This is a genomic window from Stenotrophomonas sp. KH_036_B (assembly GCF_057839485.1).
The window spans coordinates 2,516,467-2,529,294 of the sequence record NZ_CM174491.1 but is presented as its reverse complement, the minus strand read 5'-3'; the positions used below and the strand labels follow the sequence as shown (position 1 = coordinate 2,529,294).

Annotated in this window: 7 protein-coding genes and 9 tRNA genes; 4 read left to right on the top strand and 12 right to left on the bottom strand. The window is 67.2% G+C overall.

All coding sequences use genetic code 11. The annotated features are described in order from the left end of the window. Positions 1–29 precede the first annotated feature (29 nt). The 3 genes from AC3ITN_RS11360 to AC3ITN_RS11350 all read left to right on the top strand — a co-directional run bounded on the left by AC3ITN_RS11360 (position 30) and on the right by AC3ITN_RS11350 (position 6,905). Positions 30–2,399 (top strand): Tex family protein, encoded by a 2,370-nt coding sequence (locus AC3ITN_RS11360; RefSeq protein WP_489390565.1) that lies wholly within the window; start codon positions 30–32, stop codon positions 2,397–2,399. Between the two features lie 279 nt (positions 2,400–2,678). Then, on the top strand, positions 2,679–4,835 hold the full coding sequence (locus AC3ITN_RS11355) for a PAS domain S-box protein (protein ID WP_489392916.1): 2,157 nt from the start codon (positions 2,679–2,681) through the stop codon (positions 4,833–4,835). A 228-nt stretch (positions 4,836–5,063) separates the two neighbouring features. Next, positions 5,064–6,905: a methyl-accepting chemotaxis protein gene (locus tag AC3ITN_RS11350; RefSeq protein WP_489390564.1), complete on the top strand. Its 1,842-nt coding sequence runs from the start codon at positions 5,064–5,066 to the stop codon at positions 6,903–6,905. 194 nt (positions 6,906–7,099) lie between these two features. Here the strand turns inward: AC3ITN_RS11350 and AC3ITN_RS11345 are convergent. Beyond that, positions 7,100–7,186: transfer RNA gene (locus tag AC3ITN_RS11345), tRNA-Leu, on the bottom strand. Positions 7,187–7,310: 124 nt separating this feature from the next. Here AC3ITN_RS11345 and AC3ITN_RS11340 point away from each other — a divergent pair. Beyond that, on the top strand, positions 7,311–7,691 hold the full coding sequence (locus AC3ITN_RS11340) for a response regulator (protein ID WP_313340875.1): 381 nt from the start codon (positions 7,311–7,313) through the stop codon (positions 7,689–7,691). A 7-nt stretch (positions 7,692–7,698) separates the two neighbouring features. Here AC3ITN_RS11340 and AC3ITN_RS11335 read toward each other — a convergent pair whose 3' ends face one another. From AC3ITN_RS11335 to AC3ITN_RS11285, 11 genes are all read right to left on the bottom strand, one after another. Beyond that, complete coding sequence (locus AC3ITN_RS11335) at positions 7,699–8,655, bottom strand: SOS response-associated peptidase family protein (RefSeq protein WP_489390563.1); 957 nt, start codon at positions 8,653–8,655, stop codon at positions 7,699–7,701. A 57-nt stretch (positions 8,656–8,712) separates the two neighbouring features. Continuing rightward, positions 8,713–8,788, bottom strand: a tRNA-Glu gene (locus AC3ITN_RS11330). A gap of 55 nt (positions 8,789–8,843) precedes the next feature. Continuing rightward, positions 8,844–8,919, bottom strand: a tRNA-Ala gene (locus tag AC3ITN_RS11325). A gap of 124 nt (positions 8,920–9,043) precedes the next feature. Then, positions 9,044–9,119, bottom strand: a tRNA-Glu gene (locus AC3ITN_RS11320). Positions 9,120–9,170: 51 nt separating this feature from the next. Beyond that, positions 9,171–9,246, bottom strand: a tRNA-Ala gene (locus AC3ITN_RS11315). A 120-nt stretch (positions 9,247–9,366) separates the two neighbouring features. After that, positions 9,367–9,442, bottom strand: a tRNA-Glu gene (locus AC3ITN_RS11310). Positions 9,443–9,493: 51 nt separating this feature from the next. Next, positions 9,494–9,569: transfer RNA gene (locus AC3ITN_RS11305), tRNA-Ala, on the bottom strand. A 147-nt stretch (positions 9,570–9,716) separates the two neighbouring features. Next, a tRNA-Glu gene (locus tag AC3ITN_RS11300) sits at positions 9,717–9,792 on the bottom strand. Positions 9,793–9,846: 54 nt separating this feature from the next. Then, positions 9,847–9,922, bottom strand: a tRNA-Ala gene (locus AC3ITN_RS11295). Between the two features lie 86 nt (positions 9,923–10,008). After that, entirely contained in the window at positions 10,009–12,381 is a 2,373-nt protein-coding gene (locus tag AC3ITN_RS11290; RefSeq protein ID WP_489390562.1) for a heavy metal translocating P-type ATPase, read from the bottom strand. Beyond that, entirely contained in the window at positions 12,378–12,776 is a 399-nt protein-coding gene (locus AC3ITN_RS11285; protein ID WP_489390561.1) for a heavy metal-responsive transcriptional regulator, read from the bottom strand. Before AC3ITN_RS11285 ends, AC3ITN_RS11290 begins: the two co-directional genes overlap by 4 nt. Positions 12,777–12,828 lie beyond the last annotated feature (52 nt).

Genomic DNA, 12,828 nt, shown 5'->3' with positions numbered 1-12,828 from the left:
TTTCCGCATAGCGGCCACGGCCGGAAGCAATGCCAGACATCAAGCTCGCCCAGCAGATCGCCCAGACCATCGCCGACGAAATCGGTGCCCAAGCAGCCCAGGCGCGTGCCGCCATCGCGCTGCTCGACGAGGGCGCCAGCGTCCCGTTCATCGCGCGCTACCGCAAGGAAATCACCGGTGGCCTGGATGACACCCAGCTGCGCAACCTGGAAACGCGCCTGACCTACCTGCGTGAGCTGGAGGAGCGCCGCGCGGCGGTGCTGTCCAGCATCGACGAACAGGGCAAGCTCACCGACGAGCTGCGCAGCGACATCCTCGGGGCCGACACCAAGTCGCGCCTGGAAGACCTCTACCTGCCGTACAAGCCCAAGCGCCGCACCCGCGCACAGATCGCCCGCGAAGCGGGGCTGGAGCCGCTGGCCGACGGCCTGCTGGCCGATCCCACCCGCGACCCGCAGGTGTTCGCGGCCGGGTTCGTGGACACCGACAAGGGCGTGGCCGACACGAAGGCCGCGCTGGAAGGCGCCCGCGCGATCCTGATGGAGCGCTGGGGTGAAGACGCCGCGCTGGTGGGCGAACTGCGCAGCTGGCTGGGCGAGCAGGGCGTGATCCGCGCCCGCGTTGCCGAGGGCAAGGAAGAGCAGGGCGCCAAGTACCGCGACTACTTCGAACACGCCGAATCGCTGGCGAAGATTCCCTCGCACCGCCTGCTGGCGCTGTTCCGCGCGCGCCGCGAGGAGATCCTGTTCCTCGAGCTCGACCCGGGCAGCGACGCGGAGGCCGGGCACGTCTACGCCGAGGGCCGCGTGGCCTTCAAGGCCGGCATCCGCGACGCCGGGCGCCCGGGCGACCGCTGGCTGCTCGACGCCTGCCGGCTGACCTGGCGCGCCAAGCTGCACATGCACCTGCTGCTGGACCTGTTCAACCAGGCGCGCGAAAAGGCCGAAGCCGAGGCCATCGCGGTGTTCGGCGACAACCTCAAGGACCTGATGCTGGCAGCGCCGGCCGGCCCCAAGACCGTGCTCGGGCTGGACCCGGGCATCCGCACCGGCTGCAAGATCGCCGTGGTGGATGCCACCGGCAAGCTGGTCGCCACCGACACCATCTACCCGCACGAACCGCGCCGGCAGTGGGACCAGTCGCTGCATACGATCAAGCAGCTGTGCATGAAGCACAACGTGGAGCTGATCGCGATCGGCAACGGCACCGCCAGCCGTGAGACCGACAAACTGGCCGGGGACGTGATCAAGGCGCTGGGTGAAACCAGCCTGCAGAAGATCGTGGTCAGCGAAGCCGGTGCGTCGGTGTATTCGGCGTCCGAGTTCGCGGCCAAGGAATTCCCGGACCTGGATGTGTCGATCCGCGGGGCCGTGTCGATCGCCCGCCGCCTGCAGGATCCGCTGGCCGAGCTGGTCAAGATCGAACCCAAGGCGATCGGCGTGGGCCAGTACCAGCACGACGTGGACCAGTACCGCCTGGCGCGCGCGCTGGATGCGCGCGTGGAAGACTGCGTCAACGCGGTGGGCGTGCACGTCAATACCGCCTCGGCAGCGCTGCTGTCGCGGGTGTCGGGCCTGTCCTCCACCGTGGCTGACAACATCGTGCGGCACCGCGACGAGAACGGTCCGTTCAAGCGCCGCAAGGACCTGCTCAAAGTGCCGCGCCTGGGTGACAAGACCTTCGAGCAGTGCGCCGGCTTCCTGCGCATCGCCGATGGCGACCAGCCGCTGGATGCGTCCTCGGTGCACCCGGAAGCGTATCCGGTGGTCGAGCGGATCGTGGCCCTGACCGCGCGTCCGATCAAGGCGCTGATCGGTGACGGCAGCTTCCTGCGCGGGCTCAAGGCCGAGCAGTTCACCGATGAGAACTTCGGTGTGCCGACGGTGCGCGACATCCTCAAGGAGCTGGAGAAGCCCGGCCGCGACCCGCGCCCGGAGTTCAAGGCCGCGCGTTTCGCCGACGGCGTGGAAGAGATCAAGGACCTCAAGCCGGGCATGATCCTGGAAGGCGTGGTCAGCAACGTGGCCGCGTTCGGTGCCTTCGTCGACATCGGCGTCCACCAGGATGGCCTGATCCACATCTCCGCGCTGTCCGACACCTACGTCAAGGACCCGCGTGACGTGGTCAAGGCCGGCGACATCGTCAAGGTCAAGGTGCTGGAGGTCGACGTGGCGCGCAAGCGCATCGCACTGACCCGGCGCCTGGACGACAGCCCGGCCCCGGCCAAGGCCCCCGGCGAACGCGATGCCCGCCCGGCTGGCGGCCCGCGCCGTGACGGTGGGGGCGGGGCGCGCCAAGGGGGCCGCGCTGCACCGGCCGCGCCGCGTGGCGGCACCAGCGCGCCGCCGGCCAACAACGCGTTGGCCGACGCCTTCGCCCGGGCCAAGCGCGGCGGCTGAGCCCCCCGGCCAGGCGCGTGATCCAAGGGCCGCCTTCGGGCGGCCCTTTTCATGCTGGCCGCCCGGTCGCTGAATGAGCTTGACGGGGACGTGACCCCGCTTGCGGTTGAATGCCGGTACGCTGTGCAAACGGCGGGGAGGCCAGATGACAGACCAGCAGGCGGGCCAGGGTGCTCAGGTACCGCACGACGCGGCCGGTAACGGTCACGCCGGAGGATGCCTGTGAGCCGCGCCGCGCCGCCGCCGGGGAACTCCCCGGATGAGGCCGCGCTGCATGAGATGGCCGAGCAGCGCCGCCGCCTGGAAATGATCATCGAGGGCACCGCCGCCGGCACCTGGGAATGGAACTGCCAGAGCGGCCAGATGCGGGTGAACGAACGCTGGGCGCAGATCGTCGGCTACACCCGCCAGGAGCTGGCACCGATCACGCCGCAGACGTTCCAGCATCTGGTCCACCCCGACGACCTGGCACGTTCGAACGGCTTGCTGCGCGAACACCTGGAAGGGCGTTCGCCGCACTACGACAGCCTGTGCCGCATGCGCCACAAGGACGGGCACTGGATCTGGGTGCAGGATCGCGGCCGCGTCTACGAATGGGATGAGCGGGGCCAGCCCGTATGGATGGCCGGTGCGCATGCCGATGTCAGCGACCTGCAGAACGCCCTGCAGGATGCGGCCAACATGCGCCAGCGCCTGCAGTCGGTGGTGGATGCATCCGACGAAGTGGCGGTGATCGCCACCGATGTGGATGGCGTGGTGAACCTGTTCAACAGCGGTGCGCAGAAACTGCTGGGCTACGCCCCGGAAGAAGTGATCGGGCGGGTCAATCCCGGGTTGTTCCACGACGTCCATGAAATGGAGGACTACCTGCGCCCGGAGGCGGATGCCGATGGCCGCGTCCCCACCATTTTCGAGGCGCTGACCGCGCGCGCCGCGCAGGGCACCTGGTCGCACCAGTGGACCTTCGTGCGCAAGGATGGCGGGCATCGCCAGGTGCAGTTGTCGATCAGTCCATTGAACAGCAGCACCGGCAGCCGCATCGGCTATGTCGGCATGGCGGTGGACATCACCCCGCTGCTGGAAATGCGCGAACAGGCCTACGTGGCCGCCGAGAAGTTCACCGGTGCGTTCTCCTCGGCCGCGCTGGGCATGGCGCTGGTGTCGCTGGAGGGGCGCTGGCTGGACGTCAACGACGCGCTGTGCGGCATCCTCGGCTATACCCGGGCCGAACTGCTGGAGGCCGATTTCCAGACCGTGACCCACCCCGACGATCTCACTACCGACCTGGCCATGGTGGGCGACCTGCTGGCCGGGCGCCGCGACCACTACCACCTGGACAAGCGCTACCTGGGCAAGGGCGGCAACACGGTGTGGGGGCGGCTGTCGGTGTCGCTGGTGCGGGCACCGCACGGCGAGCCGCTGCACTTCGTGTCGCAGATCCAGGACGTCACCGCCCAGCGCCAGAACAGCCTGCAGCTGCGCGAATCCGAACAACGCACCCGCGTCACCCTGGACGCGGTGGCCGACATGGTGCTCAACCTGGACCGGCATGGCCTGATCCAGTACGCCAACGCGGCGGCGACCCGCGCGCTGGCCGGCGAGGGCGCCGCGCCGGTGACCGGCAGCCAGGTGCAGGACGTGATGGAACTGACCACCGAGTACGCGCCGCGCTCGCCGCTGGACGTGGCGGTGCTGCTCGACCCGGAGAGCAATGCGGTCGACCTGCATTCGGACCTGCTGTTGTCGGTGGGAGCGCAGCTGCTGCCGGTGGATGTGACCCGGGCCTGGCTGCAGGGCGAGGACGGGCAGGTGACCGGCGCGGTATGGGTGATCCGCGATGTCACCCAGCAGCGCGCCCGCCAGCGTGAGGCACGCCACCTGGCGGAGGTGGACCCGCTGACCGAGCTGAGCAACCGCCGTGGCTTCGAGGCGCATCTGCAGGCGGCCATCACCCGGGTGGCGCGCACCGGGCAGTCGGCGTCGCTGATGTTCATCGACCTGGACAACTTCAAGCCGATCAACGACAGCCACGGCCACCTGGCCGGCGACGCCATGCTCTGGGCTGTGGCCAACCTGCTCAAGCACGGCGTGCGCGACTCGGACATCGTGGCCCGGCTGGGCGGCGATGAATTCGCGGTGATCCTGGCCGGCTGTTCGCTCAAGCGCGCACGCCGCATCGCCAGCGATCTGCTGGAATCGGTGCGCGGCCTTACCATTCCCTGGGACCAGCAGCGGCTGGGGGTAGGGGCCAGCATTGGTATTGCGGCCATCGGCGGCAGCATGAACGTGGACGAAGCGGTCGCGGCCGCCGATGCCCAGTGCTACCGGGCCAAGGCAATGGGCCGCAACAACGTCCAGGTCGAAGCGCCCCTGCATGGCGGCCCGGACCCGCTGGACAGCGCCGAGGGCGAGGGCGGCGAGGGCGGCCTGGACTGAGCGCCGGCGCGATGTGTGACGCAGAACGTAAAGCGTTCAGCCACCAACCGTCGTTTTCTCAAGCTGACCCCTGAGGGGTCGATAACCCTTTGCAGTCGTTCGTGCAAGCCGCTGGAGTGACGTCATCCCCACTGGCGTCTTCGTAACCGAAGCCAACGTGATTGCGCCGCTGGGCACTGCTGCCCGGGGGCATCCCAACCAGCTGTTCGGACATCGAGGATTACAACGATGCTTACTTCAGGCATGCATATGCCCCTGTCAGAGCCGGCCGGAGTGCCGGTGTCGGACTCCCCGTGGCGCGCGCTGCGCGCGCTGTTCGTTTCCCGTCGGGCGGTGCGCGGCGACGTTGAGGCCGCCTCGCGCCGCCAGGCGGAGCTGGAGGCCCAGGTGGCCGCACTGCACCGGGTCCAGGCCGTCATCGAGTTCGGACTCGACGGCACCATCCTGACTGCCAACGACAATTTCCTGCAGGCGCTGGGCTATTCGCTCGACGAAGTGCGCGGCCACCACCACGCGATGTTCGTCGATCCGGCGTACGCCCGCAGCGCCGAATATGTCGAATTCTGGGCCCGGCTCGGCCGTGGCGAATACGACGCCGGCCAGTACCACCGCGTCGGCAAGGGCGGCCGCGAGATCTGGATCCAGGCCTCCTACAACCCGGTGTTCGACAGCAGCGGCCGTCCGTACAAGGTCGTCAAGTTCGCCACCGACATCACGGCGCAGAAGATGCAGGCCGCCGATTTCGCCGGCCAGCTCGCGGCGATCAACAAGTCGCAGGCGGTGATCGAATTCAGCCTGGATGGTCGTGTGCTGGGCGCCAACGAAAACTTCTTTGCCACCACCGGCTACACGCTGGAGGAAGTGCGCGGGCAGCACCACGCCATGTTCGTCGAGCCGGCGTACCGGAAGAGCGAGGAATACCGCGCGTTCTGGCAGAAGCTCGGGCGCGGCGAATACGACGCGGGACAGTACCGGCGCATCGGCAAGGACGGTCGCGAGATCTGGATACAGGCCTCCTACAACCCGATCCTGGACATGAACGGACGGGCGCTCAAGGTCGTCAAGTACGCCACCGACATCACCGACCAGGTGCGTGATACGCAAGCGCTGCAGCGCGCCGTGGCCCAGACCCGCGAGGTGGTGGCGGCCGCGCAGGGCGGCGACCTGACCATGCACATCGCCACCGATGACAAGACCGGCGCGATCGCCGAGCTGTGCTGTGGCATCAACGCACTGGTGGAGGCGATGGCCTCGATCATCGGGCAGATCAAGTCCGCGGCCGACACCATCGCGCTGGGCGCGGGCGAGATTGCCACCGGCAACGCCGACCTGTCCGTGCGTACCGAGCAGCAGGCCGCCTCGCTGGAGGAAACCGCCGTGTCCATGAAGGACCTGGCCGATACGGTGCGGCGCACCGCCGACAACGCGCGGCAGGCCAGCCAGCTAGCCAGCGGCGCCGTCGACGTGGCCGCGCAGGGCGGGCATGTGGTGCACGAAGTGGTGTCGACCATGGCGCTGATCAATGAGTCCTCGCGCCGCATCGTCGACATCATCGGCGTGATCGACGGCATCGCGTTCCAGACCAACATCCTGGCCTTGAACGCGGCCGTGGAAGCCGCGCGCGCGGGCGAACATGGTCGCGGCTTCGCGGTGGTGGCCACTGAGATACGCTCGCTGTCGCAGCGTTCGGCCAGCGCCGCCAAGGAGATCAAGCAGTTGATTGGCGATTCGGTGGACAAGGTGGGCACCGGCGCCTGCCAGGTCGAAAGTGCAGGGCGCACCATGGACGACATCGTGGTCAACGTGAAGCGGGTCAGCGACCTCATCACCGAGATCAGCGGTGCCGCCCAGCAGCAGGCCGACAGCCTGGGCCAGATGAACATCGTGGTCGACCAGATCGACCAGGGCACCCAGCAGAACGCCGCCCTGGTCGAAGAGGCGTCGGCGGCTGCCCGCAGCATGGAAGAGCAGGCGACCCAGCTGCTGCAGACCGTCGCCGGGTTCCGCGTAGACGCGGCCGTCGCGCAGGCACTGCGCCACGGCGGCCAGCCAACCCTGCGGCTGGTCTAAACCCGCCTGGTCAGAGCCGACTGCGTAGAGCCGACTGGGTAGAGCCGACTGGGTAGAGCCGACTGTTAGTCGGCTGCTTGATCGGTAGAGCCGACTATCAGTCGGCTGCTCCACCAGCACGGCGCTCCCGTCATCGGCCACGGCAGCCCCAAACGAAAAAGGCCAGATCGCAGGATCTGGCCTTTTGTATTCCATGGTGCCGAAGGTGGGACTCGAACCCACACGCTTTTAAGGGCGGCGGATTTTGAGTCCGCTGCGTCTACCGATTCCGCCACTTCGGCTGGCTGGCCGCGTAGTGTATACAAATCATCGACGCATGGGGAGATCTGAATCGTTCACCCGATGCGCGACCGTCATTTCGACGCGACGCTATACTCATGGCCCTGAACCATACAGGGAGCCGTGATGAGCGGGTTGCAGGATCTACGGATACTGGTGGTGGAGAACGACGAGATGAGCGCGGCGCTGCTGCAGATGCAGCTGGCGCAGTCCGGCGCGGTGGTCGTCGGCCAGGCCGCGTCGGTAAGCGAAGCGTTGCGGCTGCTGGAAGAAACCCAGCCACAGGTGGCACTGCTGGATTACCGCCTGGCCAACCATGAAACCAGTGATCCGGTCGCGCAGGCGCTGGCCGCGCGCGGCATTCCGTTCGTGCTGGCCACGGGCATGGCGCTTGACCACCTGCCGGACGCGTTCCGCTCCGGCGTGCTGCTGACCAAGCCGTATCTGACCGCAGAGTTGAACGCCGCCCTGGCGCGCGCGCTGCAGGGCACCTCGGTCGCCAGTTGAGTCCGGCTCACGCGGCTTCTGCGTAGCCGAGGTCCACCGGCTCGCGGTCGTCGAGGATGCGGTACTGCGCCGCCAGGTCCTGCGGGTCGGGATTCAACCAGGCCTCCAGGTGCTCGTGCCGGATCGGCACGATGCAGCGGTCGTGCCCCGCCGCTGCGACGTCACGCGGCGGCTCGTCGGTAATCGCGGCAAACGACAACAGTCGGCCCTCCGGTCCTTCCCATTCCGACCACAGGCAGGCGATGAGCAGATCGCGCGGCGGCTGCGGGCGGAATTCCAGCACCACGTTCTGTGCGGTCTCGCCGGGCGCCAGCAGGCGCTGTTCCAGTGCGTGGCGTGGCACATGCTCGTAGAAGGACTGCACCACGACCACGCCGTGGCGGTGGCCGAATGCATTTTTCCAGTACGACTCCAGGCTGTCGCGGCGCGCGTTGTAGGTGCCCGGATAGAGCGCATCGTTGCGCGCCGGTTTGTCCGGCAGCCGGCACTGGTAACGCATCGGCTTGATCATGCGCCGGCCATGCTCGGACACGATCACCGGTGCGTACACGCCGGGAAAGATGCGGCTGTCGCGCGGCAGCAGGCCGGTGCGGTGCAGGTCGGACAGGCGCGATTGCGCGCGCTCGACGCGATTGCCCGCGATGCGGACCTCGTTGCGTGCCTTCTGGGTAGGGCGGTGGGCCAGGCTTTCTTCCGCCAGTTTCAGGCGGGCACCCTGCACGCGGATTTCCTCGTCCAGCGCCTGCATCTCGTCGGCATGCCATTGCTGGATCTTTGCCACGATGTCCTGGCCCTGCGCGGTCCGCGCGCCAGCGAAGCCATCGTCCATCGCCTTCGGGGTCTTCGGCCGCTGCTTGCCGGCGTCGTGCGCATACAACTGGGCGAACTCGTCCAGCGACATCATGGCGCCGAATTCACGGACCAGCTTGGTGTAATCGGCACGGATCTGGGCGGAATAGCACATGCGCATACGCTATCAAACAAAAAGCCCCGGCCGAAGCCAGGGCTGTTTGCGTTGTATTGGCGTCCCCACGGGGATTCGAACCCCGGTCGCCACCGTGAAAGGGTGATGTCCTAGGCCTCTAGACGATGGGGACGCACGAAACTGAATTTTTATGCCGCATCCATCCGGTCGGCCTAATGACCGGATGTTGGTGGAGCCAGGCGGGATCGAACCGCCGACCTCCTGCATGCCATGCAGGCGCTCTCCCAGCTGAGCTATGGCCCCACGTTGATGCTGCGAGCCGCCTAATATATCAAGATTTCTGAAAATTGGAAGACTTTCAGTAAATTCTCACCGACCAAAGGCCGAAACAAAAAACCCCGGCATTGCCGGGGTCTTCTGCGTTTATTGGCGTCCCCACGGGGATTCGAACCCCGGTCGCCACCGTGAAAGGGTGATGTCCTAGGCCTCTAGACGATGGGGACGCATCAAACTTTGAATGTCGCTTCTAGCGGACGGCCTAATGTCCGAAGAAGTGGTGGAGCCAGGCGGGATCGAACCGCCGACCTCCTGCATGCCATGCAGGCGCTCTCCCAGCTGAGCTATGGCCCCACGTTGGTACCGCAAGCCGCCTAGTATATCTGCCTGTTCACGTTTGTGGAAGACCCACGAACAGAACTGCAGGGGGCGGTGACAAAAGACCTGGGAACCGGACCTGATGTCGTTGATGAGTGGCGTCCCCACGGGGATTCGAACCCCGGTCGCCACCGTGAAAGGGTGATGTCCTAGGCCTCTAGACGATGGGGACGCATGAATCTCATCAATGTTTTCAGCACGCCGAACGGCCTAAGGTCCGGAGTGGTGGAGCCAGGCGGGATCGAACCGCCGACCTCCTGCATGCCATGCAGGCGCTCTCCCAGCTGAGCTATGGCCCCACGATGCTGGAGGCGGAATTCTACGCGTGTCCGACGCATTCGCCAAGTAGGTATCCACTGCCAGTGGACACACGGTTGAAGCGGTTGCTCGATAGCCCGTTGAAAACAACAAGCCCCGACCGAGGTCAGGGCTTGTTGTTGTGTAATTGGCGTCCCCACGGGGATTCGAACCCCGGTCGCCACCGTGAAAGGGTGATGTCCTAGGCCTCTAGACGATGGGGACGCACGTAAACCTTGAATTGTGTTCACTACCTTCCAATCGGCCTAATGATTGGAGTGGTGGAGCCAGGCGGGATCGAACCGCCGACCTCCTGCATGCCATGCAGGCGCTCTCCCAGCTGAGCTATGGCCCCACGTCGTGAGGAGCGAAATCATAGCGACGGTGTTTTCGATTGGCAAGAGAAAATTGCAGCAATTTCTTCATCCGTTGCTTGAACTCTTACGCACGCTGCTCGGGCGCCGTATCCGGCAGGCGTTGGTGCCGCAGGCGCAGCGCGTTGCTGATCACCGACACCGAACTCAGGCTCATCGCCACCGCCGCGAACATCGGCGACAACGCGATGCCGAACGGGTACAGCACGCCAGCGGCCACCGGGATGCCCAGCCCGTTGTAGAGGAAGGCAAAGCCCAGGTTCTGGCGCATGTTGCGCACGCTGGCGGTGGACAGCTGGCGGGCGCGCAGGATCCCGCGCAGGTCGCCCTTGACCAGCGTGACCTGGGCGCTGGACATGGCGACGTCGGTGCCGTTGCCCATCGCGATGCCGACGTCGGCGCTGGCCAGGGCAGGGGCGTCGTTGATGCCGTCGCCCGCCATCGCCACCTTTCGCCCCTGTGACTGCAGCGTGCGGATGAGCGCGGCCTTGTCGGCGGGACGCATTTCGCCGTGAACCTCATCCAGGCCCAGTTCGCGCGCCACGGCAGCGGCGGTGGCATCGCCATCGCCGGTCGCCATCACGATGCGCAGGCCATCGCGCTGCAACTGTGCGATCGCTTCGGCGGTGGACGCCTTGATCGGGTCGGCCACTGCAAGCAGGCCGGCCAACGCGCCATCCACCGCGAGGTACATCACGCTGGCCGCCGCATGGCGCAACGCGTCTGCGTGTGCGTGCACCGCGTCGAGCCTGATGCCGTGGTCGTGCATCAGCGACGGATTGCCGAGCAGCAGTGCCTTGCCGTCCACGCTGCCGCGCACGCCCACGCCGGTCAGCGAATCGAACCCGCTCACGGCCGCCAACGGACGGCCGCGCCGGCGCGCCTCCGTCACGATCGCCGCCGCCAGCGGATGCTCGCTGCCCTGGTCCAGGCTGGCGGCCCAATGCAGCACCTCGTCGGCAGTGAAGGGCGCCTGTGCTTGCACATCGCGGAAAACGGGGCGGCCCTCGGTAAGCGTGCCGGTCTTGTCCACCACCAAGGTGTCGATGCCGCGCAGTGCCTCGATGGCCTCGGCATCGCGGAACAGCACGCCGTGCTGCGCAGCGCGGCCCGTGGCGACCATGATCGTCATCGGCGTCGCCAGGCCCAGCGCGCAGGGACAGGCGATGATCAGCACCGCCACCGCGCTCAACACCGCATGCGTCCACGACGGTGCCGGACCGAACAGCCCCCAGCCGAAGAACGTCAGCACGGCCACGCCAAGCACGGCCAGCACGAACCAGTAGGCGACCTTGTCCGCCATCCGCTGCATCGGCGCACGCGAACGCTGCGCCTGTGCCACCAGCTGCACGATCTGCGCCAGCATGCTGTCTTCGCCCAGTCGTTCGGCACGGATCACCAGGCTGCCGGTGCCGTTGAGGGTGGCACCGATGACCGCATCGCCGACCGTCTTGGCAACCGGCACCGGCTCGCCGGTGAGCATGGATTCGTCCACGCTGGAATGGCCTTCCAGCACGCTGCCGTCCACCGGCACCGTCTCGCCGGGGCGTACGCGCAGACGGTCACCGGGCTGCAGCGCGGCGATGTCAACATCGTCCTCGTGGCCATCGTCACGCAGCACGCGTGCGGTCTTCGGGGCGAGGCCCAGCAGCGCCTTGATCGCGGCGGATGTCTGTGCCCGGGCGCGCAGTTCCATCAGCTGGCCGAGCAGGGTCAGCGAGACGATCACCGCCGCCGCTTCGAAGTACACCCCGACATGCCCGTGCTGCTGGAAGGACGGCGGGAACAGTGCCGGCGCGATGGTGGCCACCACGCTGTAGCCGTAGGCGGCCAGCACGCCGGTGCCGATCAGCGTCCACATGTTGGGGCTGCGGTTGCGGATCGACTGAGCCCAGCGGTGCAGGAACGGCCAGCCGGCCCACAGCACCACCGGGGTGGCGAGCGCCAGCTCTATCCACACCCGCACATCGGGTGCAAGGGCGCGCAGCAGCGGGGTCATGGCCAGCATGGCCAGTGCCAGGGTGGCCACGCTCAACGGCAGGCTCCACCAGAAGCGGCGCCGGAAGTCGGTGAGCTCCGGGTTTTCGCCCTCGTCCAGGCTGGGCATCATCGGCTCCAGCGCCATGCCGCAGATCGGGCAGGTGCCGGGACCGTCCTGCACGATCTGCGGGTCCATCGGGCAGGTGTAGCGGGTGCCGGCCGGCACCGGCTCGGCCGCATGCGTGGACGGGTGCAGGTAGCGCAGCGGGTCGGCGACGAATGTCCGGCGGCAACCGTCGCTGCAGAAGTGGTAGTCGCTGCCTGCATGCCGGGTGTGGTGCGCGGTGGTGGCCGGATTGACGTCCATGCCGCAGACCAGGTCCTTCACCGTGGCCGCGGGCGTCGGGGTGGGCGTGTTCGAGCAGCAGCTGCCGCCGCCCGGGGAAGGGGGAGCGCTCATTGCCGCGGCTCCGTCAGTGCGGCCAGGATCGGGCACTGTTCCAGGCCGCCGTGGCCGGGGCAGGCGTCAACCAGCTGTTTCAGGGCGCCATGCATGCGCTGCAGCTCGTCGATGCGCTGCTCGATGTCGTGCAGCTTGTGCACCGCGCTGTCGCGCACCTGTGCCATGTCCTGGCCGCGCTGGTCGCTCAGGCCGAGCAGCTCGCCGATCTCCTCGAGGCTGAAACCCAACGCCTTGGCGCGGCGGATGAACTGCAGGCGGGTCAGGTCGCTGTTGCTGAAAACCCGGTAGCCGCCGGCACTGCGCTGGGCAGTGGGCAGCAGGTGCTGGCGCTCGTAATAGCGCACGGTATCGATGGGCACGCCGGCCTGGCGTGCGAGTTGTCCGATGTTCATGACGACCTTGCGTAGGAGCAGGGGGTCAGTGTGAACCCTTGAGTCTGGTCAA

Coding starts and splice junctions, on each gene's coding strand:
- AC3ITN_RS11355 (WP_489392916.1), top strand. CDS start 2,679: ATGGCCGAGCAGCGCCGCCGCCTGGAAATGATCATCGAGGGCACCGCC.
- AC3ITN_RS11350 (WP_489390564.1), top strand. CDS start 5,064: ATGCTTACTTCAGGCATGCATATGCCCCTGTCAGAGCCGGCCGGAGTG.
- AC3ITN_RS11360 (WP_489390565.1), top strand. CDS start 30: ATGCCAGACATCAAGCTCGCCCAGCAGATCGCCCAGACCATCGCCGAC.
- AC3ITN_RS11285 (WP_489390561.1), bottom strand. CDS start 12,776: ATGAACATCGGACAACTCGCACGCCAGGCCGGCGTGCCCATCGATACC.
- AC3ITN_RS11335 (WP_489390563.1), bottom strand. CDS start 8,655: ATGTGCTATTCCGCCCAGATCCGTGCCGATTACACCAAGCTGGTCCGT.
- AC3ITN_RS11290 (WP_489390562.1), bottom strand. CDS start 12,381: ATGAGCGCTCCCCCTTCCCCGGGCGGCGGCAGCTGCTGCTCGAACACG.
- AC3ITN_RS11340 (WP_313340875.1), top strand. CDS start 7,311: ATGAGCGGGTTGCAGGATCTACGGATACTGGTGGTGGAGAACGACGAG.